Genomic DNA, 23,786 nt, shown 5'->3' with positions numbered 1-23,786 from the left:
GCTCCCTCTTTTGATTTATGCGGGTTTATGCAGGCCCGGCGCGCCGGACGGCAGAGCGGGGGTACCGACGGGCTCGCTGCGCGCCTGCGCCGCTGAGCGGCGGCGGCCGATATAGGCCTCGATGACATCGGGGTTCGCCTGGATTTCCGCCGGCGTGCCGATGGCGATCTGCTGGCCCTTGTTGAGGACGACGACGACGTCGCAGAGCCGCATGATCAGCTTCAGGTCGTGCTCGACGACGAGCAGGCCGAGGCGGTATTTCGTGCGGATGCGGTCGAGCACATGCATCAATTCCTCGGTCTCGGCCGGGTTCATGCCGGCGGCCGGCTCGTCGAGCAGCAGGTAACGCGGTTTGAGCGCCAGCGCGCGGGCGATTTCAAGCCGCCGCTGCGCGCCGTAGGAAAGCGTGCCGGCCAGCCGGTCGGCAAATTCCGCAAGGCCCACTTCCGAAAGCACCGTCAAGGCACGGGCCGCCGGATCCTCGCCGCCCGCCTTGAGGGCGCTCGCCGCGACCGTGACGTTTTCGATGACCGTCAGGTTCTTGAAGAGACGGATGTTCTGGAAGGTGCGGGCAAGGCCTGCGGTCGGAACAGCGTGAACGGCAAGCGACGCCACGTCCTGACCGTCGATGAGCACGCGTCCCGTCGACGGCGGCACGACACCGGACACGCTGTTGATCAGCGTCGACTTGCCGGCGCCGTTGGGGCCGATGAGGCCGGTGACGAGACCGGGCTTGATCTCGAAGTTGGCGTTTTCGAGCGCAACGAGCCCTGCAAATTTCTTTCCGAGATTTTCGACCCGAAGCGTGCCTTGGCCGGCCGAAGAGCTAGCGGCGGCAACCGTGCCCTTCAGCGGTAGAGCCTCCTTCGTCGTGGAGCGCTTGAACCAGCCGAAGCGCTCGTCGAGCTCGCGCACACCGAACAGCCCATCCTGCAGGCGGTACATTACGACGAGGATAGCCACGCCGATGCCGATATCGGTGAGGCCGAAGACGGTCGGCAGCTTGAGGAAACCGAGATCGACGCCACCCTCGAGCTTTCGCAGGAGCTCGACGATCAGCATGATCACGGCAGCGCCGCCAACGGCACCGGAAACCGTGGTGATGCCGCCGAGGATCAGCATGGCCAAAAGCATGAAGGTCAGGTTGAAGTAGAAGTCCTTGGGCGAAAAGGCGCCGAGGAAATGGGCCAGCAAGGCACCGGCAGCACCGGCAAGCACCGCACCGAGAACCCAGGCGAAGAAGCGGTGCAGCTTGACATTGACGCCGACGGCGGTCGAGGCGATCTCGTCCTCGCGGGACGCCCGAAGCTTCAGGCCCGCACTCGAATCCCGATAGAGACGCGCGACCACAACGGCGGCGATAGCGAAGGGCACCGCCACCCATAGATTGACCGCGCGCGGAATGCCAAAAAAGGTCTGGCTTCCGCGGGTGAAATCGGTCGAGGCGACGAGCACGACATGCACGATTACAAGGAAACCAAGGGTCGCGATCGAAGCCGATGAGCCGCCCAGGCGCGCAACGGGAATGCCGATCAGCACCGCGACGAGCGCAACCACGACAAGGGCAATCGCAAGTGCAGGAACGAAGGGCATGCCGATCCCCGCCAGCCATTCCGGCAGATGTGGCAGCGCCGTTTTCTGAATGATCGGATTGAGCGTCAACAGGCCCGACGCATAGGCGCCGATCGCCATGAAGCCGACATGGCCGAAGGAAACGATACCGGAATTGCCGGCATAAATGCCGATGCCGAGCACGGCGATCACGTTGATCATGTAGAGCGTCACCAAGCGCTCGCCGCTGCCTGGAAAGAACAACGAGGCGATGGCGGCAGCGGCCAGAAGCGGCAGCGACGTTACCAGGATACCAACGACGGTTTCTCGCCTGACGCGCACCATCCGCATTCCCCCAAATTTCGGCCCGCCTCATATTTTTTGGCTCGGGCCCGTTCCCGACATGAACGTTATCGCAGATCGACCAAATGTCAATCTTGTTTCAAACAACATTCTCTGCTAGCAATTATGTAACAAAAAGTAGAAAGAGGGAATCACGCCATCGTTTTTGGGAGGCAGAAATCGTGGCAATCCGGGACCGACTGACAGACGGCGCCATTACCTTCACGCGCTCTGAACTGAAGATCGTCAGGCAGCTTCTGTCGAATTATCCGGCAGCGGGGCTGAACACGGTTGCGCATCTTGCGGCGGCGGCCGGCGTCAGCAATCCGACCGTCGTGCGCTTTGCCAACACACTGGGCTTCGAGGGTTATCCCGAGTTCCAGAAGGCGCTGCTCAGCGAAGTCCAGGAGCGGATGAGCTCGCCGCTCTCCATGCTCGACGCGCGGCGCCCGTCACTGGAGCAGGAGAACTTCTACCAGTACTTCCTGCGCGCCAGCATCCATGCGCTGGAATCCTCGATGCAGATGCTGCCTTCGGAAGACTTCGAGGCAGCCGCGGACGCGGCCGCCGACATGAGCGCCCGCATCCACTGCCTCGGCGGCCGGTTCAGCGGTTTTCTCGCCGGCCTGCTCTGGTCGCACATGAAGCAGCTGAGGGGTGACACCCGCTGGATCAACGGCAGCCAGGCCGACCAGGTCGACCAGCTCGTCGATCTCGGCAAGCGCGACGTGCTCTTCGTCTATGACTATCGCCGCTACCAGAACGACACGATCCGCTTTGCCCGGCAGGCCGCCGCGCAAGGTGCCCGCATCGTGCTGTTCACCGACCGCTGGCTCTCGCCGATCGCCGAATTCGCGACCGTGACGCTGACCGCCCCCGTCGACACGGTCTCGCCCTACGACACGATGGTGCCGGCATTGGCGCAGACGGAAGCGGTGATCGCAGCGCTCACCGCCCGCCTTGCCACCCAGTCGCGCGGCCGCATCGAGCGCATGGAAGAGCTGCGCCGCGGCTATGCCATCACCGAGGACGCCTTCAATCCGGCCGTCGACGACGACCGCTGAGCCTTTCCGCCGCCCACGGCGAACCAGACAAACCGAGGAGATTTCGAATGAGTGCAGTCACTGTAAGGGTTGGCGACGATCTCTTGAGGCGCGACAGCGCCTATGAGGCGGACCGCACGTCCGTTCTGTTCGTCGACATGCAGCGCATCTGGTGCGAGCCCAACCTCGACCCGACCCACCCGCAGGACGCCGACAGCTATTATCACCAGCGCCTGCGCCAGACCGTGATCCCCAATCAGGTGCGCATTCTGGAGGCGGCGCGCAAGGCCGGCTGCGAAGTGCTGCACACGATCATCGAGAGCCTGACGCTCGACGGCCGCGACCGTTCGCTCGATCACAAGCTCTCCGACATGCACGTGCCGAAGGGATCACCCGAGGGGCAGGTCATTCCGGAACTCGCGCCGATCGACAACGAGATCGTGCTGCCGAAGACCTCGTCGGGCGTCTTCAACTCGACCAACATCGACTACATCCTGCGCAATCTCAACACCCGCTATCTGATCATCGCGGGCGTCATCACCGACCAATGCGTCGACATGGCCGTGCGCGATGCCGCCGACCGCGGCTACCTCGTCACCGTCGTCAGCGACGCCTGCGCCACCTACAGCGAGCAGCGCCATGACGCGGCCCTTCGCGCCTATTCGGGCTACTGCTGGACGACCGACACCGACACCGTCGTCAGCCGCCTGAACGGCCTGCGCCAGGCCTGAGCGTGCAGAAAAACAAGACTGGAGGGGAACCCATGACCGAAACCAACAACGGCAAGGCGGCAGAACTGACCGAACTCGCCACCTTCGTCACGACAGACATCGCCGGCATCACCCGCGGCCGCAGCTTTGCCGCGAGCGAGATCGACAGCTACCTGCGCAAGGGGGTCGGCTGGGTGCCGGCCAATCTGGCGCTGACGCCCTTCAACATGATTGCCGAGAACAATCCCTGGGGCTCGGCCGGCGACCTGCGGCTGATGGCGGATCCAAACAGCAAGGCGCGCGTCACCTGCCTGCCCGACGAAACGCCGCTGCATTTCTACCACTCGGATATCACCGACCTTCAAGGCAATGCCTGGGACTGCTGCGTGCGCAGCTTCCTGAAACAGACGCTGAAGGAATATGAAGAGATCGGCCTCAAGGTCATTTCGGCGGTGGAGCAGGAGTTCCAGCTCCTTGGCGTCGACTGGCCGGATGCGCCGTCCTTCGGCCTGCGCGCCCAGCGCCGTGCCGAACCCTTCGGGTCTCTGCTGATGACCGCTTTGCAGGAAGCCGGCGCCGAGCCGGAAATGTTCCTGCCGGAATACGGCAAGGACCAGTTCGAAATCACCTGCCGTCCCGCCGACACGCTGACCGCCGCCGATCGCGGCGCTACCATCCGTGCAATCACCAAGGAAGTCGCCGCCCTCTTCGGCTGGAATGCGAGTTTTGCCCCGAAGACGGTCTCGAATGGCGTCGGCAACGGCGTGCACCTGCATGTGAGCTTCACCGATCTCGACGGCAATCCGGTGACCTTCGACGCGGCGCGTCCTGGCAGGCTCTCCAAGATCGCCGGTGCCTTTGCCGCCGGCGTCATCAAGCATCTGCCGGCGCTGACCGCCTTTACCGCTCCGTCGGTGCTTTCCTACATGCGGCTCGTGCCGCACCATTGGAGCGCCGCTTACACCTGCCTTGGCGAAAAGAACCGCGAAGCGACGCTGCGGATCTGCCCGACGCTGGACCTGCCCGGCAGCAATCCGGCCAAGCAGTTCAACATGGAGTATCGGGCGGCCGACGCCTGCGCCAGCCCCCACCTTTCGCTGGCTGTCCTCTTGAAGGCCGGGCTCGAAGGCATCAGGGCCGGGCTCGAGCAGCCGCCCCTGATCAATTCGGACCCGTCCGATTTCTCGGCGGCAGAGCAGGAGAAGCTCGGCATCCGTCGCCTGCCCGCAAGCCTGCCGGAAGCGCTGGACACACTCGCCGCCGATACTGTCGTCACCGGCTGGTTCTCGCAAGACTTCCTTGCCTGCTACATGGCGATGAAGCGCAAGGAGATCGACATCGTCGACGGGCTCTCGCCGGACGAACTCTGCGCCCGCTATGCGGCGGTCTATTGATTGATGGATGGGCAGCCCATGACCTCGACAACGGCCATCAAGAGCCCCGAACAGGGCGCGCGACACGACCCAAGCGCGCCGCTGCTTTCGATCGACGAACTGCCGCCCTATGCGGTCTTCAATCCGGACGGCACCTCGCCGATCCTGCTTTTGTGCGAACACGCCTCCAACCGGATGCCGCGCGCGCTCAGCGATATGGGGCTGCCGTTGCACGAGCGCCAGCGCCACATCGCCTGGGATATCGGCGCCATGGCGCTGGCCCAGCATTTGAGCCTCAGCCTCGATGCGCCTTTGTTCTTCACCAACTATTCGCGGCTGGTGATCGACTGCAACCGGCCGCTTTCCGCCCCCTCGATGATCCCCGAAATCAGCGAGACGACGGAAGTTCCCGCCAACCGAAGCTTAAGCGACGAAGAGCGGCAGCAGCGGATAGACACGCTGTTCACGCCTTTTGCCAACGCCGTCAGCCGCCGTCTTGACCGGCTTGAAGGCGAAGGCAAGCGGCCCTTCGTCGTCGGCATCCACAGCTTCACGCCCGTCTATTTCGGCAAGCCACGCCCCTGGCAGGCGGGCATTCTCTATCGCGACGCGGTCGATTTCGCCGGCGCGCTGATCCGTGAACTGGCGAGCGAACGCGAACTGACGATCGGCGACAACGAGCCCTACAACATCCACCCGGACGAGGATTACACCGTGCCGGTCCATGCCGATGCGCGCGGGCTTCCGGGCGTTCTGGTCGAGGTGCGCCACGATCTGATCGACACGCATGCGGGCGTCGCCGCCTGGGGCGAACGCCTGACCCGCTGTCTGAAAGCCAGCATCGGGGAAGTCCGGTGACCGCACTCTACGAGAGAGACCGAGCGGCAATCGCCAACCTGCAGAAGCTGCGCTTCTTCCCGCTTGCCGTGACCGGTGGCCGCGGCGCGCGGGTGATCGAGGAAAGCGGCCGTGAACTGATCGACCTCTCCGGTGCCTGGGGCGCAGCAAGCCTTGGCTATGGCCACCCGGCGCTGGTCGAGGCAGTCTGCGGTGCTGCGGCAAATCCCGCCGGCGCCAGCGTTCTGTCTGCGGCCAACAGACCGGCAACGGCGCTTGCCGAAAAACTGCTCGCGGCCTTTCCCGGGGCGGGCGACAACAAGGTCTGGTTCGGCCATTCCGGATCCGACGCCAACGAGGCGGTCTTCCGCGCCGTCACCAAGGCGACGGGACGATCGGGCGTCATCGCCTTCGTCGGCGCCTATCATGGTTGTACCGTGGGTTCGATGGCCTTTTCCGGGCATAGCGTGCAGTCGGGCGCGGCCAAGGCAGAGGGCCTGCTGTTGCTGCCCTACCCCGATCGCTACCGCCCCTATCGCGACGACCCCACGGGTGGCGCGATCCTCGCTGAATTGCGGGAGCGGCTTGAGGCGGCGCCCGAACATTTCGCCGCCGCCTTCATCGAGCCGATCCAGTCAGATGGCGGCCTGATCGTCCCGCCGCCCGGCTTTTTCAAAACCTTTGCCGCGATCTGCCGTGAATACGGCGTGCTTGTCGTCTGCGACGAAGTGAAGGTCGGGCTTGGCCGCAGCGGTCGGCTGCACTGCTTCGAGCACGAGGAGTTCGTCCCCGACATCCTGACCATCGGCAAGGGCCTCGGCGGCGGGCTGCCGCTTTCTGCCGCGATCGGTCCGGCGCGCATCCTTGATTGCGCCAGCGCCTTTGCCATGCAGACGCTCCACGGCAACCCGATCTCCTGCGCCGCCGGACTTGCCGTTCTCGAAACCATTGAACGCGAAGAACTTGCGCAAGAAGCCGAGCGCAAGGGCAAATTGCTGCGCGACGGCCTGGCAAGGCTTGCCCAACGACATCAACTGATCGGCGATATCCGCGGTCGAGGTCTTGCCTGCGGCGTCGATCTCGTCCTCGATCGGCAAACACGGGCGCCAGCGCGAACGGAAACGGCGAAACTCATCTATCGGGCCTATGAACTCGGCCTCGTCGTCTACTGTGTCGGGATGAACGCAAACGTTCTGGAGATGACCCCGCCACTAACCATCGCGGACACCGATATCCGTCAGGCACTGGGCGTTCTGGAACAGGCTTTTGCCGAAGCAGGTGCCGTTCCCGATGACGTTGTGGCGCAGTTTGCGGGCTGGTGACCACAACAGCCTGCGCCCGCGAGGGCCAGGACCTTGAGGTGGAACCCGTCCCGACTGCCAGCATGAGCGCAACGGCGGCAAGCAGGGCGGCCACCGTCGCCCGGCTCAACGCTACAGATCGAAGGACGCAAGGATCGGGCAAGGACCCGACTTGTCAGTGGCACATTCCCCGACCAGTCGCTGCAAGGCTTTCCGCGCCTGTTGAAGCTCGGCGATCTTGGCATCCAGCGCACCAATGCGGTTTTTCGCAAGGTTTCGCGCTCTCTCCCTGTCTTCTCCAGAATCGAGATCGAGAAGCTCCTTGATCTCCTCGAGCGTGAAGCCGGCCGTTTGGGCCTGCCGGATGAACTGCAGGCGGCGGACGTCTCCATCACCGTAATGGCGGATGCCCTCAAGCCTTCGTGGCGTGTCCAGCAACCCTCGCCGCTGATAGTAGCGGATCGTCTCCACGCCGACGCCGCCGGCTGCTGCAAATTTTCCGATCGTCAGTTCCATGGGCTCTTGACTCCGTACCGTGGTACGGAACGTATGGTCGTGCCAACAGTTTCACAAGAGTAAAAGGAGACGTGAGATGTTGGACAGGACGAACCAAGGACAGGCGCGCAAGAAGGCCGTTCTCTATCGAATGGTCATGGGTGAGCATACCTGCCCCTATGGCTTGAAGGCGAAAGACCTGCTCAAGCGGTCGGGCTACGATGTCGACGACCGCCATTTGACAAGCCGCGAAGAGACCGACGCCTTCAAGGCACAGCACGGCGTGGCGACGACACCCCAGGTGTTCATCGATGAAAACAGGGTCGGAGGATACGACGACCTGAGAAGGTTTCTCGGAAAGCCGGTCACTGACCCCAAGGCGACGAGCTACCGCCCTGTCGTCGTTCTGTTCGCCTTGACCGCCTTGATGGCGATGGCCGCCAGCTACGCGGTCGACGGCAGCCCGTTCACGCTGCGCGCGGGCGAATGGTTCATCGCCTTCTCGATGGTCGTGCTTGCGCTCCTGAAGCTCCAGAACGTCGAAGGTTTTGCGACGATGTTCCTGAACTACGACTTGCTGGCGAAGCGCTGGGTTCCCTACAGCTACATCTATCCCTATGCCGAAGGCCTCGCCGGGGTCCTGATGATAGCGGGAGCGTTGAACTGGCTGTCGGTTCCGGTCGCGCTGTTCATCGGCACGGTGGGAGCCGCATCGGTTTTCAAGGCGGTCTACATCGACAAGCGGGAACTGAAGTGCGCCTGCGTCGGCGGATCCAGCAACGTTCCTCTCGGCTTCATCTCGCTCACGGAAAACCTGATGATGATTGCCATGGCCGTCTGGATGGCCGCTGCCTCGTTCGGCATAGCGGTCGGACACGCCATGTAGCGGGCCTGTTCCGATCGGCGGCAACGCGCCCAATGGGCGGTTGCACCGATCGGACATCACATTCAGCAGAAGCCTCACAGAAAGCAGGCTGGATCACAGCCAGGTTCCGGATCGCAATTACGATGCGCGCCTGCCGCCGCGGGTGAAGCGATCGTCTATCGGAACAGGCGGTCGACGTAGTCGCGACCGAGGCCGACTTTCTCGTAGTGGTCGCGACAAAGCGCGATGTAATTATGCACGTCGAAGAAGCCGTCCGGCTCGCCCTTCTCGTCGAGCCAGATCAGCGGCCCCTTGACCTGGAAGAACACCTTCATCGGCTGTTCGTGTTCATAGGCAACCAGGGTATGGCCCTCTCCCGGCGTCTCATAGACGAAATCGCCGGCCGCTGCCGTCCAGTCGTGTTCCAGGTAGCCCCACTTGCCCGAGATCGTATAGGCGAAGACTTCGTGGGGATGGTAGTGGCGGTTTACCAGCCCCGCCTTCTTCGCCATCAGGATATCGCACCACTTGTTCTGCGTCGGCGAGATCCAGAGCGGCCGTGACGATACGGTTTCGGTAAAGGGCACATAGAAGCGCTCGTCCTCCGTCGCCGCATTTTCCAGGTAGACCTCGGGCAAGGCATCCGGCTGGAACACCTTGGTGATCGGCTTCAGGTCCTTCCAGAATTCCGTTGTCGCAAGCTCAGGCATGATGTCCTCCGGGTTTGGTCCAGTGCTCAGGCGCGCACGTGCACGTTCAGCAACGCAGCGCCCCGTTTGGTATCGATGTGGCCGATGGCGCGCTTCAGCGCTGCTGCCAGTTCCTCCCCGCGGCTGACGGTTTCGGCATGGGCATTGCTGGCCTCGGCGACCTTGGCGAAGTCGGGAACCGGCGACAGCGAGGTGAGCGGCATCCGGTTTGCTTTGGCGGCATAGCCTTCGGGATAGACGCCGAGCACCGACTGGCGCACGGCACCCCACTCCGCATTGTTGAGGATGACGATGAGGATCGGCAGAGCCAGCGCCTCGGCGATCTGGTGGCAGGCGGCCGGATTGGAAAAGATGTAGGAGCCGTCGCCCATCGTCGCGACGATCAGCCTGTCGCGGTCGGCCAGCTGCATACCGAGCGCGGCCGGAAACGCCCAGCCGAGACCGCCGGAATGCGGCTCCTGATACCAGGCGCGCGGGTGATCGAGCCTGATCGGCGCAAGCGGGCAGCCAAGCTCGGAAAGCACGCTCGCCTCGCGGCCGGCAATAGCCTCCGACAGTTTCAGGCTCACCCATTCCTTGGTCATGGGATCGGCCATGCCGGCGACCGCCCTCGCCTCTGTCGCGTCGCGGGCGGCGCGATTGGTTGCGGCCACGAGCCCGCGGCGCGCCTCGACATCGGGCGACACTGGAAATTGCCGCAAGGCATCCTGCAGGGCCAAGAGCCCCGCATCGATGTCGCACGCAATCGTCACGTCGGAACGGAAATAGCGAACGGGGAACCGTTGAAACAGCGGATCCTGCCCGAGCTGGATCACCTTGCAGCCGGGTTTGAGCCGATGGATATCCGGCGACCATGGCGCCAGCGCATCGATGACGAGGATGACGTCGGCGTCCTCCACCAGCACTTTCGGATCGGCGGCGGCCGCCATCGGATGATCGGTGGCAATCGCAAGCTGCACCGCCCAGTACTGGCAGACAGGAATGCCGCGATCGAACGCAAGAGACGACAGGGCCTGAAAACCGGCTTCGGAGCCCGCCCCGCGTTGGGCGACAATGAGCGGGTTTTGAGCCCCGGCGAGCAGTTGGGCCGCGGCGGCGATCGCCTCTGCCGACGGCGCATGCACGGCCGGCTTCATCGACAGCGGCTCGGCAAGCCCGTCGCTCGGACAGGGGCGGCAGAGCACCTCGCGCGGCAGGCTCATATAGACGGGCCCGCGCGGCGTCGAGGTGGCAATGGCATAGGCCCGGTCGACCATTTGAGGCACGTGTTCGGCAAAGCGCAGCTCGTCGTCCCACTTGACCGCCTCGCGCACCAGCGCCGCCTGGTCGCGCATCTCCTGGCCCCAGCCGATCGGCACCGTGCGCGAACCGAGCTGACCGCGCTCGGTGACCGGCGTCTTGCCCGAAAACAACAGGACCGGGATGTGCTCGGTGGCTGCGTTGATCGCGCCGATCGCGCAATTGGCGAGCCCGACATTGGTGTGGGCCATGACCGCCTGCGCTCGTCCGGTCGCCAGATAGTAGCCATGCGCCATGCCCATTGCCGCGCTTTCGTGCGGCATGACGATCGCCTCGGGCAAGGCCACACCCTTGGCTTCAGCCTCAGCCAACCCCTCGATGATCGGCGGGAAGTCCGTTCCGGAATTGGCGAAGATGTAGTCGACGCCGACCGCTTTCAGGCGTGCGAGCAAGGCGCCGCCTGCCGTCATCGTTCTTGTATCGTGTTCGCCGTTCTCACTGGCCAAAGTGCGCTCCCTTGCGTTGTCAGCAGCTCATGCCGCCATCGACCATCAGCATCGTTCCGGTGACGAAGCTCGACTGATCCGAGGTGAGGTAAAGCACCGAACGGGCAATCTCGTTTGGCGTTCCATGCCGCCCGAGCGGGATCATCCGGTTGAAGAATTCGGTTCCGTCTTCGTCGATCGCAGCTCCCAGGCCCTGTTCGACCGCAAGCTGGAAACCGTTGTCGATCGGGCCGGGGTGAATGGTGTTGACCCGGATGCGCCGCGGCGCCAGTTCCTTCGCCAGGCAGCGCATCAGGCCGACCTGCGCATGTTTGGCGGTGATGTATGCGTAGACGCCGGCATCGCCCCGGGTGGCTGCCACCGACGAGGTAATGACGATGCTGCCGCCATCGCGCATTGCCGGAACCGCATGTTTTGCGGCGAGGAACGCGCCCTTCACATGTACGGCCTGGACCGCGTCGAACACATCGTCGGGATAATCGGCGATCGGCGCCACAGTGCCGAAATTTCCGGCATTGGAGACCAGTACGTCGATCGGCCCGAAGCGCGCGACGGTTTCGCCGACATAACGCTGCGTCTCGGCCCTGTCGGAAACGTCAGCCGCGATGAGCAGGATACGATCGCGCGGCAAGCCTTCCGCCGCAGTCTCCAGTGATGCCATGGAGAGATCGACGAGGGTGACGTTGGCGCCTTCGGCCAGAAACAGCCTGGCACAGGCAAGGCCAAGGCTGCCGGCCCCGCCGGTCACGATGCAGGTCTTGCGTTCAAGTGCTGGCACGTGGCGGATCTCCTTTCGAACGCATCTGTTGCCGTCCTTCCGGGAAGCCGCGTCCACCCTCAAGCGACGCGGAGCCGGCGGTCGACGTGCACTTAGATCGGGTAGTGGATCGGACCGTCCTGGATCGTGACCCATCGCAGCTCGGTGAACTCGGCGATGCCGGCCTTGCCGCCGAAGCGGCCGTAGCCGCTTTCCTTGACGCCGCCGAACGGCATCTGCGCCTCGTCGTGCACGGTCGGCCCGTTGATGTGGCAGATGCCGGACTCGATGCGACGCGCGACGGCCATCGCCCGGTTGACGTCGCGACCGAATACGGCCGAGGACAGGCCGTATTCGGTGTCGTTGGCGACCCGGACGGCTTCGTCGACCGACCCGACACGCACCACAGAAACCACCGGCCCGAAGCTTTCCTCGCCATAGATGCGCATGGACGGAACGACACGGTCGAGCAGGATGGCATCGACTATCGTGCCGTTGATGCCGCCGCCGGCAGCAAGGACGGCGCCCTTGGACACGGCGTCGCGAACGAGCGCATCGATGCGCTGCGCGGCGTGGGCGTCGACGACAGAGCCGAGCGGCGTTTCGCCCTTGCGCGGATCGCCTGCCTTGAGCGTCTTGACCTTGGCGGCCAGCGCCTCGACGAAGCGATCGGCAATCGCATCGTCGACGACGATGCGTTCGGTCGACATGCAGATCTGCCCCTGGTTCATGTAGGCGCCGAAGGCCGCCGCAGCGACCGCCTGGTTGAGGTCGGCATCATCGAGCACGACAAAGGGCGCCTTGCCACCGAGTTCGAGCAGCGCCGGCTTCAGGTGGCGCCCCGCCGTTTCGGCGATGATGCGCCCGACGCGCGTCGACCCGGTGAAGTTGACGCGCCGCACGGCCGGATGGGCGATCAGCGCCTCGACGATCGCGCCGGCGTCTTCCGGTGCGTTCGACACGGCATTGAGCACGCCATCGGGCAGGCCCGCCTCGTGCAGCGCGTCAACAATCAAACGGTGGGTTCTGGGGCAGATTTCCGATGTCTTCATCACGACGGTGTTGCCACAGGCAAGCGGCATGGCGATGGAGCGCACGCCGAGAATGACCGGCGCATTCCACGGCGCGATCGAGAGCACCACGCCGGCCGGCTGGCGGACCGCCATGGCAAGGCTGCCCGGCCGGTTGGAGGGGATGATCTCGCCGGAAATCTGGGTCGTCATCGAAGCGGCTTCGCGCAGCATGTCTGCGGCAAGGCCGACATTGAACATCGCCCAACCCGCCGTTGCGCCGGTTTCGGCGGCCATCGCAGCGACGAATTCCTCTGCCTTTGCCTGCAGGCGGTCTGCGGCGGCAAGCAGCAGCTTGCGACGCTCACGGGGACCGGTTGCCGCCCAGGCCGGGAAAGCCTTCGCCGCGGCGTTCACCGCGAGCCGCGCATCGTCGATGCTGGCGGCCGCCACCTTCGAGGCCACCTCGCCCGAGATGGGGTTCAGTCGCTCGAAGAAGCGCCCGTCCGCAGCCTCGATCACGGCGTTGTTGATCTTCAATCCCAGCATGTTCATGGGTTTCTCCTTGTCGAAATTTCAGACGGCGGCGCCGAGGAATGCGCGCTGGACAGCGGCATCGTTCATCAGCGCCTGTGCGGTGCCTTCGCCGGTGATGCGCCCGGCTTCGGCGAGGTAGCCGCGATCGGCGATCGATAGGCTCATCTTGACGTTCTGCTCGACGATCAGCAGCGCAAGCCCCGCCTCGCGGATCCGTCCGAGACTGGCGAAGAGTTCGCCGACGACGACCGGTGCGAGCCCCAGGCTCGGTTCGTCCAGCATCAGAAGGTCCGGCTTGGACATCAGCGCGCGGCCGATCGCCACCATCTGTTGCTCGCCGCCAGACATGGTGTTGACGTATTGGCGCCTTCGGTCGCGCAGTTTCGGGAACAGCTCATAGACAAAGGCCTGACGGTCGCGCGCGCCGTCTCTTGCCCGCCTTGCATAGGCGCCAAGGGCGAGGTTCTCCTCAACCGTCAGATCGCCAAAAACGCCGCGACCCTCCGGTACCAGTGCGATACCGGCTTCGACCACATCATGCGCTGAGGTACCGGTAATATTGCGGCCCTCAAAGGTGATGCGCGCACCGGCGTCCGGCCGAACCAGGCCGGCAATTGCCTTGAGCAACGACGATTTGCCGGCGCCATTGGCGCCGAGGATGACGACCGTTTCGCGTCGGCAGACCTCGAGCGACAGGTCGCGAAGCGCAACATGGCGTCCGTAGTGCAGGCAGAGATTGCTGACTTCAAGCATGGCCATCTCCAAGATAGGCTTTGACGACCTCGGGATCGGTCAGCGTCTCGGCCGTCGGCCCATCGGCGATCTTTCGCCCGGCATTCATGACGACGCAACGGCCGCAAAGGGCCCGGATGGCATCCATCACGTGCTCGACGAGCAGGATGGTGATGCCGCGATCGGCAAGTCCCTGGATCAGGTCGATGCCGGTGCGAAGCTCCGTCGGGTTGAGGCCTGCGAGCCATTCGTCGAGCAGCAACAGTTCGGGCTCGGCCGCCAGCGCGCGGGCAAGCTCCATGCGCTTCTGGTCGATGTAGGTCAATTCCTGCGCGCTCTGGTCGGCCCTTTGCGCAAGGCCGACCTCCGCAAGCCGGGCAAGCGCCTCGCTGCGGGCCTCATCCCCCCAAAGCTTCCGCCGGCCGAAGGCGAGTGCGGCGATAACGTTCTCGGCGACGGTCAGCGATGGCAGTCCACGAACCAGCTGGAAAGTCCGGGCAACCCCCTTCAAGGCGATCCGGTTGGGCGCCAGACCGGAAATGGTCTTACCGTTGAGCGCAATTGTTCCGCCTGACGGCGCGAGGTGCCCCGAAATCATGTTGAGCACGGTGGTCTTGCCGGAGCCATTCGGCCCGAGCAGCCCGACGATTTCGCCTTTGGTCAGTGAGAACGACGCGGCGTTGACCGCGGTCAGCCCGCCAAAACGCTTCGTCAGGCCGGAAATGGTCAGGATCTCGCTCATTGTGCCCCTCCTGCGGCCGGCTTGATGGCCGGTCGGCGCCAGCGGCCCCAATGTTCTTCGGCAAAGGCGAGCACACCGCGCGGCAAGACGAAGACGATGGCGATAAAGAGAAGGCCGAGGATGATCGAATAGTGGTTCGGGAAATTGGCCGAGAGCCACTCGAACAACAGGAAGAGCGGCACCGCCCCGAAGATCGGGCCATAAAGCCGGTTGGCACCACCGAGCAAGGCCATGATCAGCGTCAGGAACGACACCGTCGGGTTGAACGCGATGGAGGGTTCGACATAGGTCCATCGCGGCGCCTGGATCGCTCCGACCAGCGTGATGATCACCGAGCTCAAGGCAAAGAGCGCAAGCTTCAGCCGGGCAATATCGATGCCGCAATGGCGCGCCACGACTTCGTCGTCGCCGATGACCTTCAGCGCCAGCCCGAAGCGGCTGCGGCCGATCGCAAAGGACAAGAGAAAGGTGACGGTGGCAAGCGCCAGCAGCTGCCAGTAGATGCCCTCGGGCGTCACCGGCAGGAAGATGTAGCGGCCGAGCGTTCCCGTCATGTTGACCTCGTACCAAGTGACCAGCTGGCGGACCAGTTCGGCAAGACCGAAGGTGAAGATGACGAAATAGACCCCGGCAAGTCGCAACGTCGACAGACCGACGACGACCGCAACGACAAGGCCGATCGCGGCGGCAACGAGAAGCAGCAGCGGATAGCTGAGGCTCTCGCTGAAGACGGCGACCGTGTAGGCGCCGATGCCGAAGAAAGCGACGGTTGCAAGCGACACATAGCGCGTCGGGCCGGAGAACATCGCCCAGGCGGACGCAAGCGTCACGTAGCCGAGCATGCCGATCATCAGCGTTACGCCGTAAGGACCGACGAGGTAGGGAACGAAGGCCAGACTGCCGATCACCAAGGCGAAAAACAGGGCTGGCAAACGTGGAATACGGCTCATCGCGCAGCCCTCCCGAACAGGCCGGCGGGACGCCACAGCAGCACCACGAGGAAGATGGCATAGGTCGAGGCCAGCGTCTGGCCAGGATCGAGATAGGTGGCGACGAAGGTCTCGACGACGCCGAGGATGAGGCCGGCCGACAGTGCACCGGGAACGTTGCCGACACCGCCCATGATGACGACGATCAGCGCCTTCATGGTGAAGACGACGCCGGAGGTGGCGGTAAACGTCTGGTACATGGAAATCACCACGCCACCGGCCGCGGCAAGCGCGCCGCCGAGCGCAAAGGCCAGGCGGGCCGCACGGTCGACATCGATGCCGACGAGCGGCGCCGAGCCAGGTGCGACCGAGACGGCGCGCAGCGCCGTTCCCCAGAGCGTGCGCGTGAGGACCAGATAGAGAGCACCTGCAAAGACGGTGGCCAGCACGAAGGCGAGCAGCCGGTTGGCGGCGATCGTGGTTCCGAACACATCGACAGCGATATTGAGATAGCTGTAGCTGGTGAAGTTGGCGCCGAAGGCGACGAGCAGCACGCCCTGGATGACGAAGAGCAGGCCGAAGGTCGCCAGGATGGAATCGATCTCGAGGCTCGCCTTGTCTTTCGCCCTCGCCACCAGCGGCCGCATCATCACGGCATAGATCAGATAGCCGAGGGCAAAGCCGGCAGGTGCAGCGACCAACAGGCCGAGCACCGGATTAAGCCCCCAGAAACTGAACAGGCTATAGGCCAGGAAGGCCGCAGCGATGATGATTTCGCCATAGGCGAGATTCATGATCCGCGCGATGCCGTATTGGAGCGTCAGCCCCATCGCGACAAGCGCATAGGTTCCGCCGAGCACGAGCCCGGACAAAAGGGCCGTGGCGAACATCGGCCTCCTCCTCTATTTCATTCTTTGGGACCGTCGCGATCGCGCGCCTGCCCCTTAGGATCGCCCCTCCCCGCGATGGGGATGGGGCTTGTCTCGCTTGACTGACCAGGACGCCGGCACGGCGCGCCGCGGCGGCCTTCCTGCTCGGCTCTACCCTGCGCAGTTTTCCGGCCGATGCGGTCTCAGGCTACTTCCAGGCCTGGCGCGGCAGGACGGGTTTGCTCGCGCCCTCCCGGTCGCCTGGCGCCACGCCGACGAACTGGCCGTTCTGCCATTGTCCCGTCCACCAGAGCTTGCGCAACTGGTTGTCCTCGAACCGGGTTTCGCCGATGACGGTTTCGAACGTGCCGCTCGAAAGTTCGGCAGACACCGCCTCCCGGTCGAGACCCTTGCGCTTGATCGCCTCCTGCAGCATCTGCAGGCTGGCATAGGTGATGACGCTGCCCCAGTAATCTGGCGCGACGCCGGTGACGGCTTCGTGGCGCTTGCGATAGTCGGCATTGGCCGCGTTGTTCGGGTCGATGCCACCAAGGCTCATGATGCCTGTGGCGTTGTCGCCGTTGTTCTTGCCGTAGACCGGAAAGCCGGTGCCAACCCCGAGATAGAGCACCTTGGGATTGAAGCTTGCCACCTGTGCCTGCTGCGTCAGCGCGAAAGTATCCGGCGGATAGGAGAAGGCAACGAAGGCATCGGCGCCGCTTGCCTTCGCCTCATTGATCATCGGCGAGAAGTCGGAGGTGCCGACAGGATAGGTCTTGTCATAGACGACCTCGATGCCGGCTTCCGCGAAGGCCGGTCGGGCGGCCGTGACCAGATCGATGCCGAAGCCGTCGGCAACCGAGACCATCGCCACCTTGGTGTTGATCGTGCCGGCCTTGCTGGTTTCGGCAAGGATCGCGGCGAGCGCCCGCGCATAGTCGTGGCCGCCGCCCAGCATCCAGAAGCTCTTCTTCCAGCGCTGCACGAATTGCGGCGCCTTGTCGGTGACGGCAGAGACGGCGAGCTGCGGATAGCCGTAGCGGTCAAACAGCGGTGCGACGGCCAGGTTGAAGCCCGTGCCCCAGGGCACGAGCATGAAATCGACCTCGTCCTGGGTCGCCAGCCGCTCGACCGCCCGCACGACCTCTTCGGACGAGGAGCGGTCGTCATACTCGATGACTTCGATCGGCAGCTTCGAACCGTCGGGCAGTTCGAGGCCGCCGGCGTCGTTCACGTCCTTTACCCAAAGCTGGTAGTTCGGCAGCGTGGTAATGCCGGCACCGCCCGCGTTCGGCCCGGTCTTCGAGATCGCATAACCGATCTTCACGGACTTGCGGTCCTCAGCCATCGCCGTGCTGGCGACGCCGCTGGCGAGCATGATCACGGCGAGCGCCGTCGTTCGCAGGACTTGCCTGCGTCGAAAGGTTTTCATGATTCTCCTCCCATTTGCCCGCGTGGTGCGAGCCCCGTCGTCATGCCCACCTGGTGCCCGTTCTCCTCCGGCATCCAGAAGCTGTATTCGACCATCTCAGGCTAATACCGGCACTGTCGCTACGGAATAGACTTTTACAAGAGATACTTGTACTTTTCACGGAAACCGGGATCACGATGTGACGCCAGCTTCCAGCACCTCTGCAACGAACCAGCCAACCGCAAGCGCACGCCCCGCCGGCCCCACCGAGGCACGAGTGTTCAAGGCGGCCCTGTCGCAGTCTGAATGGACGTTCCGCGGGACCCGTAACCGGATCTTCGTCGTGCTTTCGGGCGGTGGCCATATCCGCCTCGGTCGGCATGACGTTCCGCTATCCGGCCCGGCGATCGTGTGGGCGCCGGCAGGCGAGACAGGATCCGTCCTGTTCGACGCGGGCGCCGAGGGGGCGTCGCTGGCTATTCCCGATCTCGTGCTCGGTTCGGCGATGCCGACGGGCGCCGTCTTTGCCCAGGTGCGCGAAGCGATCGCTCGCCCGATCCTTGGCGCCCGTATCCCGGTCGCGGCTGCCCGCCAGTTGTCCCAGGCGTTGCAAGCCATAGAACAGGAACTCAGCGCCAACGAGCCCGGCGCACAGGAAGTCATCCGCCATCAACTGGCGCTGGTGCTGATCTCCATCTGGCGGCTGGCAAACCCCGGTCACGACCGGCCGCAACCGTCGCCGCGGGCGATCGTGCGCAGCTTCGTCCATCTCGTGGAACTGCACATTCGCGACCACTGGTCGATCGGCGCCTATGCCGAGGCGCTCGGCGTGACCGCCGACCGGCTGAACACCGCGACCCGGCGAGCGACCGGCCGAACCCCGATGGAACTCATTCACGAGCGGCTGATGACGGAAGCCTCGATCCTGCTCGACAATTCCGGCCTGCAGGTTTCAGAAGTGGCAGAAGCGCTCGGCTTCAAGGACGCCGCTTATTTCAGCCGGTTCTTCAAGCGCATCGCGGGCGTGTCGCCGCGCGCCCATCGCGCCGGCGCCGCCTTGAAGAGGAGCGACGTCAATACGAACTACGCGGCCTGGCCGTGAGCCTCAGGCAGTGTCGGGTGCGCGGTCGTCCGGATCCGGCGCGGTTGCCGATTTGCGGTGGTTTTGCTAGGTGTGCAACCAACGAATATTGAGGCGGATGTGGTAAAGTTTGGAAATTCCGCAGCCCTTACAAGGACCTACAATCGGGCTGTAATCCTCGACGCGCTTCGGCGGACGGAAAGTCTATCGCGGGTCGAGCTTGCAAGGTTGAGCGGCCTGACACCACAGGCCGTAAGGAACATTGTCGAAGACCTGTTGGCCGAAGGCTTCGTCAAACAGATCGGCAGGCGCAAGGGGCTTCGGGGTCAGCCGCAGATCGAGGTCGCCATCAATCCGGACCGCGGCTATTCGCTCGGCTTTCACGTGACCGGGTCCGAATGCCGGTACCTGGGCACCAATCTGGTCGGAGACGTCGTGTTCGAGGGCGGCGCCTTCAAGCTCACGTCGGACGCGGCGGAAATACGCCGTTCCCTGGAACAAATAGAAGCGGCCTGTTCGCAAAGCATGCAAGACAGGGCGCGGCTTGGCGTCGGGATCGCGGTCTCGGCCCCGCTTGCCATGCCACGGCACCGCGAGCCGCATTCGGATTATCTCGAGCAAGTCCGCACGATCCAGCATTTCTTCGGTCCGGACACGTGGATCGAGAATGACGCGAATGCAGCCGCGATGGCGGAAAATCTCTCAGGTACGGCCAAGGAACGAAGCGACTTCCTTTACATCTTCATTGGCGCCGGCGTCGGTGGCGCGATCGTGCGCGACAGCAAGCTGCAACGCGGCTATCGCGGGAACGCCGGCGAATTCGGTCACATCCTCGTGGACCCGAACGGCCCTCAATGCCACTGCGGCAACAGGGGCTGCCTGCACACCTATTTGTCGCTGGCCGAATTCGGCGATCGGATCGATCGCCTGGGTTCCGACGACGGCGAGATCAAAGCCTGGCTTGCAAGGGCGGTCCCCCCCCTCACGCGCGCCATCGTGACGTTGGAGAACGCATTCGACCCCGATCGGATCATTCTGGGCGGAACGGCGCCCGGCTGGTTGCTGGAGTTGCTTCTCGCGGGCGTGCAGGAAATCCTGCCGTCGACTTGCACGGACGAGGCTCATCAAAGGGTCGAGATTAGCAGGTTGGGCACCACGAGCGCGCTTTTGGGCGCATCCGCTCTTCCTCTCTTGAACCTGATGACGCCGCACCCGGGTCTGCTGACGAAGCAATCGCTCGAGGGGATGCGGTAGGCAGGCGGCGCCGTTACCAGCCGACGCGATCACAGCGCTGAAGGTCAGCGCAACAGGGATTGGACATAACCAACCACGTCGATGTCTGGATCTGCAAGGATGTCCCTGGAAGGAGAAATGCCGCGTGCGAGAAGCTTCTTCCCCATCACAAACGATTTGCCATCGTTGATGGCGTCGACGGCGAGAAACCGTTCCTTGTCGAAATACCAGAGCGAGCGCGCGTCGGCAGTCTTTCCAGCGCGCGAAAGGACGTCGGTGTAACCCGTGTTCAGTCCGGCGATCTGCAGCTTCGCATCATATTGATCTGACCAGAACCAGGGCACTGGTACATAGGGTTTCGGGGAGCCCGCAATCGATGCTGCGGCAGCTTCGGCGAGGTCAATCGCGTTCTGTACGCACTCCAATCGGACCGTGCCTTGACCGTACGGGAAAGCGGCGCAATCTCCGACTGCGTAGACGTTTGGATCCGAGGTTCTGCCGAAGGCGTCGACCAGGATACCGTTCATCACGGCGAGCCCGCATCCTTCCGCCAGGCCGATGTTCGGGGTGATCCCAATTCCAACGATTGCAAAATCGATGGGCAGGATGGAGCCGTCGCTCGTTTCGGCTTCGGCGACACGGCCGTTGTTGCCGACGAAACGAACAAGGCCAGTGCTCTCCTTGATGGAGACCCCATGGTGCACGTGAAGTTTTCTTAAAAAGTCTGATGTCGCCGATGATGCAACACGATTGAGAATGCGGGCGTCCGCCTCGATCACCGTCACGTTCAGGCCGAGTTCAGCGCCGACGGCGGCAGCTTCCAGGCCGACATAGCCGCCACCGACGACGAGCATGGTCTTTCCAGGTATCATTTCAGGCATGAGCCGATCGGCATCCGCCTTGTTCCGCGCCACATAGACACCGCCCAGGTTTCCCCCGAGGGTCGCCGGCCACGCCCGTGGAGATCCGCCCGTTGCGAGAACGAGCGTTCCGTAGGCGCGCTCTTCGCCGGTATCGCACGTAACACGTTGCCGATTGCGATCGATGTGGTCGACCCGTGTCCCGGTCAAGATTTCGATGCCGAGGTCGGCGTACCAGCTCGCCGGCCTGAGCAAGATATCGGTGAGAGAAGCACCGCCCAGCAGGTAGCTCTTCGAAAGCGGCGGTCTTTGGTAAGGCAGCACTGCTTCATCGGCAATGATCGTGATCGGCCGCTCGACCTTGAGCGCCCTCAACCGGGAAGCCGCGGCAACGGCAGCCTGGCCGCCACCCACTATCACTATCGCACTCACGGTTCTGCCATCCCTTCTGAGCCAAAAGCTCGACGATCGTTCCTGGTTATCCCTGCACTTCGGGGACACGCACGGTCAGCCCGTCCAGGTCGGGCTTCAACTTGATCTGGCAGGCAAGTCGGCTTTGCGGCGTGAGGTTTTCCGACAATGACAGCATGTCGGCTTCGTCGTCGGCGATCGATGGGAGCCTTGCTATCCAGTGCTCGTCGACGTGGACCTGGCACGTCCCGCAGCCGCATGTTCCACCACAGTCGCCAAGGATGCTCCCGACGTTGTTGGCCAGCGCCAATTGCATGAGGCTGCCCACGGGCTCGGTCAGCACGACGCATTGCTCACCGTTCGATTGGATGAATTTCACTTCGATCATTGGCGCCTCAGTAAAGTGTTCGTTGATCGCCGACGCGGATCTTTTCCACCATCTCTTCCTTGTCGAGACCGGCAATCTGATCCGCAAGGATCTCACCGAGTGGCGGAAAGTCTTCGCGCGTTGCAAAGGTTGCCGGATTCCAGAGTTTCGAGCGGATGACCGCCTTGGAGCAGTGAAAGAACACTTCCCTGACATGCACCCGGATCGCCACGCGCGGCGCCCTGCCCTGAATGGAAAGGGCTTCGAGCGCGTCGCCGACCACGATGTCGGCAATGCCGTTGACGCGAAGGATCTCGCCCAGGCCAGGCACAAGAAACAGGCATCCGACCACGGGATCAGCCAGGATGTTTTCCATGGTGTCGAGCCGGTTGTTGCCAGGGCGGTCGGGGATAAGGAACGTGTTTTCATCCAACACGTGGACGAACCCCCTTGGATCCCCGCGTGGCGATACGTCTCCACCCGCCTGGCTGCGTGTGCCGATCAAGGCGAACGGAGACAGCGAGAGAAATTGAAGACAGTGTTTGTCGAGCCGGGTGAGTTGTTTGCTGACAACCAACGCCTCGGGCGCGGGAAACATCTGTCGCAGTTCAGTTTGGTCAATTGAGCGCATGCCTTGCCCTCCCCTTGAGGGCAAGGAGTGTCAAAAAACCGACGCCTCGTCAATAAAGAAAAACAATTGTTTTATTATTATGCGCTCGATATGGTCGCCGAAGACCAACCCCCGGCCAATGGAGCGGATAATGCATGTCATCGAAACCAACAGCGCGAAGATAACGTTCAACCCGCAGGGCGGTCATCTGGAGGAAGTCGCCTTTGGGAGCGGGGCCGACCGGATACGACCGATGCACCGTGCGCCCTGGCGCACAGGCGAGGACAATGGGGGCCGGCCGGAACGTGTACCCGCAGCCATGGGCCAAAGCCTCGCCAGTCTTTCCGGTGATTTCTTCTGCGCGCCGTTCGGGCACGATGACGTCAGCGGTACCGTCGAACACGGCTTGACCGCCAACGGGGTCTGGCTGGAGGAGAGCTGCCGGACAGATGCCGACGGCACGGTTACAGCGATCTTCCGGCTCGACGGCCAGGTTGCTGGCGCCGCTGTATTCAAGGAGCTGACGCTCAAGCCCGACCAGCCGATTGTCTATCAGCGTCATCGTTTCGTCGGGGGCTTCGGCATGCTTCCCGTCGCACACCATCCAATGGTCCGGATAACGGGAGAAGCATCTCTGAGCTTCTCGCCGAAAGCTTTCGGGGCAACGCCCGAACATGCCGTGGAAACCGACCCGCAACGCGGAAACTCGGCACTTATGTACCCTCAAGAGTTTGTCGATCTGACAAGCGTGCGACTGAAGGGAGGCGGCGCGGTGGACCTGAGCGTTCAGCCGGGTCCCCCCGATTCCGAGGATTTCCTGATCCTCGCGGAGGAGCCGAACTCGACCGTGGGATGGACCGCAGTGTCGGCGCGTGATGACGGATTCTTGTTTTTCTCCGTCAGGAACCCGCGGGCCTTGCCATTCTCGATGCTCTGGATGAGCAACGGGGGACGTCACTACGAGCCCTTCTCGGGCCGGCATCGGGGCGTGCTGGGACTGGAGGAAGGATGCACCTTCTTCGGCTACGGTCGCGAGGCAAGCAGCCGACCGAACTGGCTGAACGAGCGGGGTTACCCGACGGCAATCGAGCTTGTGCCGGACGGGGAAGTCGCCATCGGCTTTGCATTCGGTGCCATCCGCCTGCCCGATGGCTGGCGTGCCGTTTCCGACATCGGCGTTTCGCGCGAAAACCTGAGCATTTCGTCGGACACGGAGGCAACGGTCGAGTTGCCTTTCTGGATGGACGGCGTCTTCTCCCGGTAGG

General features: G+C 63.5%; 23 protein-coding genes. 9 read left to right on the top strand and 14 right to left on the bottom strand.

Annotated features, from left to right (window positions below; translation table 11 throughout):
* Nucleotides 1–15: 15 nt before the first annotated feature.
* On the bottom strand, nucleotides 16–1,896 hold the full coding sequence (locus IB267_RS19625; RefSeq protein ID WP_192449090.1) for an ATP-binding cassette domain-containing protein: 1,881 nt from the start codon (nucleotides 1,894–1,896) through the stop codon (nucleotides 16–18).
* A 179-nt stretch (nucleotides 1,897–2,075) separates the two neighbouring features.
* Here IB267_RS19625 and IB267_RS19620 point away from each other — a divergent pair, with 179 nt between their 5' ends.
* Genes IB267_RS19620 through IB267_RS19600 form a run of 5 tightly spaced genes read left to right on the top strand, consistent with a single transcriptional unit; the run spans nucleotide 2,076 to nucleotide 7,178 of the window.
* A complete protein-coding gene (locus IB267_RS19620) occupies nucleotides 2,076–2,957 on the top strand; it encodes a MurR/RpiR family transcriptional regulator (protein ID WP_192449089.1) in 882 nt (293 codons plus the stop codon).
* Between the two features lie 47 nt (nucleotides 2,958–3,004).
* Nucleotides 3,005–3,667 (top strand): isochorismatase family cysteine hydrolase, encoded by a 663-nt coding sequence (locus IB267_RS19615; protein WP_192449088.1) that lies wholly within the window; start codon nucleotides 3,005–3,007, stop codon nucleotides 3,665–3,667.
* A 32-nt stretch (nucleotides 3,668–3,699) separates the two neighbouring features.
* Nucleotides 3,700–5,040 carry a glutamine synthetase family protein gene (locus IB267_RS19610; protein ID WP_192449087.1) on the top strand — a complete coding sequence of 447 codons (1,341 nt, stop codon included), beginning with the start codon at nucleotides 3,700–3,702 and terminating at the stop codon, nucleotides 5,038–5,040.
* An 18-nt stretch (nucleotides 5,041–5,058) separates the two neighbouring features.
* Nucleotides 5,059–5,877 (top strand): N-formylglutamate amidohydrolase, encoded by an 819-nt coding sequence (locus IB267_RS19605; RefSeq protein ID WP_192449086.1) that lies wholly within the window; start codon nucleotides 5,059–5,061, stop codon nucleotides 5,875–5,877.
* The gene (locus tag IB267_RS19600) at nucleotides 5,874–7,178 is read left to right on the top strand and encodes an aspartate aminotransferase family protein (protein WP_192449085.1); all 1,305 of its coding nucleotides are present in this window, start codon (nucleotides 5,874–5,876) and stop codon (nucleotides 7,176–7,178) included. Before IB267_RS19605 ends, IB267_RS19600 begins: the two co-directional genes overlap by 4 nt.
* 111 nt (nucleotides 7,179–7,289) lie before the next feature.
* On the opposite strand, the gene IB267_RS19595 is transcribed toward IB267_RS19600, so the two are convergent.
* On the bottom strand, nucleotides 7,290–7,673 hold the full coding sequence (locus IB267_RS19595; protein WP_043621807.1) for a MerR family transcriptional regulator: 384 nt from the start codon (nucleotides 7,671–7,673) through the stop codon (nucleotides 7,290–7,292).
* 76 nt (nucleotides 7,674–7,749) lie between these two features.
* Here IB267_RS19595 and IB267_RS19590 point away from each other — a divergent pair, with 76 nt between their 5' ends.
* On the top strand, nucleotides 7,750–8,538 hold the full coding sequence (locus tag IB267_RS19590; protein ID WP_192449084.1) for a glutaredoxin family protein: 789 nt from the start codon (nucleotides 7,750–7,752) through the stop codon (nucleotides 8,536–8,538).
* Between the two features lie 155 nt (nucleotides 8,539–8,693).
* Here IB267_RS19590 and IB267_RS19585 read toward each other — a convergent pair whose 3' ends face one another.
* The 9 genes from IB267_RS19585 to IB267_RS19545 form a co-directional block, all read right to left on the bottom strand.
* Nucleotides 8,694–9,227: a 2,4'-dihydroxyacetophenone dioxygenase family protein gene (locus IB267_RS19585; RefSeq protein WP_192449083.1), complete on the bottom strand. Its 534-nt coding sequence runs from the start codon at nucleotides 9,225–9,227 to the stop codon at nucleotides 8,694–8,696.
* A gap of 26 nt (nucleotides 9,228–9,253) precedes the next feature.
* A complete protein-coding gene (locus IB267_RS19580; RefSeq protein ID WP_192449296.1) occupies nucleotides 9,254–10,936 on the bottom strand; it encodes a thiamine pyrophosphate-requiring protein in 1,683 nt (560 codons plus the stop codon).
* 55 nt (nucleotides 10,937–10,991) lie between these two features.
* Nucleotides 10,992–11,750 (bottom strand): SDR family NAD(P)-dependent oxidoreductase, encoded by a 759-nt coding sequence (locus IB267_RS19575; RefSeq protein WP_192449082.1) that lies wholly within the window; start codon nucleotides 11,748–11,750, stop codon nucleotides 10,992–10,994.
* Nucleotides 11,751–11,842: 92 nt separating this feature from the next.
* The gene (locus IB267_RS19570) at nucleotides 11,843–13,294 is read right to left on the bottom strand and encodes an aldehyde dehydrogenase (RefSeq protein ID WP_192449081.1); all 1,452 of its coding nucleotides are present in this window, start codon (nucleotides 13,292–13,294) and stop codon (nucleotides 11,843–11,845) included.
* A 21-nt stretch (nucleotides 13,295–13,315) separates the two neighbouring features.
* Nucleotides 13,316–14,029, bottom strand: a complete 714-nt coding sequence (locus tag IB267_RS19565) for an ABC transporter ATP-binding protein (RefSeq protein ID WP_192449080.1) — start codon at nucleotides 14,027–14,029, stop codon at nucleotides 13,316–13,318.
* Entirely contained in the window at nucleotides 14,022–14,750 is a 729-nt protein-coding gene (locus IB267_RS19560; protein WP_192449079.1) for an ABC transporter ATP-binding protein, read from the bottom strand. Before IB267_RS19560 ends, IB267_RS19565 begins: the two co-directional genes overlap by 8 nt.
* Nucleotides 14,747–15,700, bottom strand: a complete 954-nt coding sequence (locus tag IB267_RS19555; RefSeq protein WP_192449078.1) for a branched-chain amino acid ABC transporter permease — start codon at nucleotides 15,698–15,700, stop codon at nucleotides 14,747–14,749. Before IB267_RS19555 ends, IB267_RS19560 begins: the two co-directional genes overlap by 4 nt.
* Nucleotides 15,697–16,569 carry a branched-chain amino acid ABC transporter permease gene (locus tag IB267_RS19550; protein ID WP_192449077.1) on the bottom strand — a complete coding sequence of 291 codons (873 nt, stop codon included), beginning with the start codon at nucleotides 16,567–16,569 and terminating at the stop codon, nucleotides 15,697–15,699. The genes IB267_RS19555 and IB267_RS19550 overlap by 4 nt, the downstream gene beginning before the upstream one ends.
* Before the next feature lie 187 nt (nucleotides 16,570–16,756).
* Nucleotides 16,757–17,980, bottom strand: a complete 1,224-nt coding sequence (locus IB267_RS19545; protein ID WP_192449076.1) for an amino acid ABC transporter substrate-binding protein — start codon at nucleotides 17,978–17,980, stop codon at nucleotides 16,757–16,759.
* 256 nt (nucleotides 17,981–18,236) lie between these two features.
* On the opposite strand from IB267_RS19545, the gene IB267_RS19540 reads away from it, so the two are divergent.
* Nucleotides 18,237–19,061 carry a helix-turn-helix domain-containing protein gene (locus tag IB267_RS19540; protein WP_052201977.1) on the top strand — a complete coding sequence of 275 codons (825 nt, stop codon included), beginning with the start codon at nucleotides 18,237–18,239 and terminating at the stop codon, nucleotides 19,059–19,061.
* 57 nt (nucleotides 19,062–19,118) lie between these two features.
* Nucleotides 19,119–20,294, top strand: coding sequence for an ROK family protein (locus tag IB267_RS19535; protein ID WP_371742570.1), 1,176 nt, complete (start codon nucleotides 19,119–19,121; stop codon nucleotides 20,292–20,294).
* A gap of 44 nt (nucleotides 20,295–20,338) precedes the next feature.
* Here IB267_RS19535 and IB267_RS19530 read toward each other — a convergent pair whose 3' ends face one another.
* The 3 genes from IB267_RS19530 to IB267_RS19520 are packed head-to-tail and all read right to left on the bottom strand — an operon-like array spanning nucleotide 20,339 to nucleotide 22,509.
* Complete coding sequence (locus IB267_RS19530; protein WP_371742597.1) at nucleotides 20,339–21,556, bottom strand: NAD(P)/FAD-dependent oxidoreductase; 1,218 nt, start codon at nucleotides 21,554–21,556, stop codon at nucleotides 20,339–20,341.
* Between the two features lie 55 nt (nucleotides 21,557–21,611).
* Nucleotides 21,612–21,932, bottom strand: coding sequence for a 2Fe-2S iron-sulfur cluster-binding protein (locus IB267_RS19525; protein WP_192449073.1), 321 nt, complete (start codon nucleotides 21,930–21,932; stop codon nucleotides 21,612–21,614).
* 7 nt (nucleotides 21,933–21,939) lie between these two features.
* Nucleotides 21,940–22,509 carry an MSMEG_1061 family FMN-dependent PPOX-type flavoprotein gene (locus IB267_RS19520; protein ID WP_246810764.1) on the bottom strand — a complete coding sequence of 190 codons (570 nt, stop codon included), beginning with the start codon at nucleotides 22,507–22,509 and terminating at the stop codon, nucleotides 21,940–21,942.
* Between IB267_RS19520 and IB267_RS19515 the strand changes: the two genes are divergently transcribed.
* Nucleotides 22,475–23,785 carry a hypothetical protein gene (locus IB267_RS19515; RefSeq protein WP_192449320.1) on the top strand — a complete coding sequence of 437 codons (1,311 nt, stop codon included), beginning with the start codon at nucleotides 22,475–22,477 and terminating at the stop codon, nucleotides 23,783–23,785. The genes IB267_RS19520 and IB267_RS19515 overlap by 35 nt on opposite strands.
* Nucleotide 23,786 lies beyond the last annotated feature (1 nt).

The sequence above is a fragment of the Ensifer sp. ENS09 genome (assembly GCF_014852425.1).
Lineage (GTDB): Bacteria > Pseudomonadota > Alphaproteobacteria > Rhizobiales > Rhizobiaceae > Ensifer.
This window is presented reverse-complemented; position numbering and strand designations above follow the sequence as displayed.

What these genes read in the sequence shown, in the direction of transcription:
- IB267_RS19625 (WP_192449090.1), bottom strand. Translation starts at nt 1,896, where the DNA reads ATGGTGCGCGTCAGGCGAGAAACCGTCGTTGGTATCCTGGTAACGTCG.
- IB267_RS19615 (WP_192449088.1), top strand. Translation starts at nt 3,005, where the DNA reads ATGAGTGCAGTCACTGTAAGGGTTGGCGACGATCTCTTGAGGCGCGAC.
- IB267_RS19610 (WP_192449087.1), top strand. Translation starts at nt 3,700, where the DNA reads ATGACCGAAACCAACAACGGCAAGGCGGCAGAACTGACCGAACTCGCC.
- IB267_RS19605 (WP_192449086.1), top strand. Translation starts at nt 5,059, where the DNA reads ATGACCTCGACAACGGCCATCAAGAGCCCCGAACAGGGCGCGCGACAC.
- IB267_RS19595 (WP_043621807.1), bottom strand. Translation starts at nt 7,673, where the DNA reads ATGGAACTGACGATCGGAAAATTTGCAGCAGCCGGCGGCGTCGGCGTG.
- IB267_RS19590 (WP_192449084.1), top strand. Translation starts at nt 7,750, where the DNA reads ATGTTGGACAGGACGAACCAAGGACAGGCGCGCAAGAAGGCCGTTCTC.
- IB267_RS19585 (WP_192449083.1), bottom strand. Translation starts at nt 9,227, where the DNA reads ATGCCTGAGCTTGCGACAACGGAATTCTGGAAGGACCTGAAGCCGATC.
- IB267_RS19580 (WP_192449296.1), bottom strand. Translation starts at nt 10,936, where the DNA reads ATGACGGCAGGCGGCGCCTTGCTCGCACGCCTGAAAGCGGTCGGCGTC.
- IB267_RS19570 (WP_192449081.1), bottom strand. Translation starts at nt 13,294, where the DNA reads ATGAACATGCTGGGATTGAAGATCAACAACGCCGTGATCGAGGCTGCG.
- IB267_RS19565 (WP_192449080.1), bottom strand. Translation starts at nt 14,029, where the DNA reads ATGCTTGAAGTCAGCAATCTCTGCCTGCACTACGGACGCCATGTTGCG.
- IB267_RS19560 (WP_192449079.1), bottom strand. Translation starts at nt 14,750, where the DNA reads ATGAGCGAGATCCTGACCATTTCCGGCCTGACGAAGCGTTTTGGCGGG.
- IB267_RS19555 (WP_192449078.1), bottom strand. Translation starts at nt 15,700, where the DNA reads ATGAGCCGTATTCCACGTTTGCCAGCCCTGTTTTTCGCCTTGGTGATC.
- IB267_RS19550 (WP_192449077.1), bottom strand. Translation starts at nt 16,569, where the DNA reads ATGTTCGCCACGGCCCTTTTGTCCGGGCTCGTGCTCGGCGGAACCTAT.
- IB267_RS19545 (WP_192449076.1), bottom strand. Translation starts at nt 17,980, where the DNA reads ATGAAAACCTTTCGACGCAGGCAAGTCCTGCGAACGACGGCGCTCGCC.
- IB267_RS19525 (WP_192449073.1), bottom strand. Translation starts at nt 21,932, where the DNA reads ATGATCGAAGTGAAATTCATCCAATCGAACGGTGAGCAATGCGTCGTG.
- IB267_RS19520 (WP_246810764.1), bottom strand. Translation starts at nt 22,509, where the DNA reads ATGTTTCCCGCGCCCGAGGCGTTGGTTGTCAGCAAACAACTCACCCGG.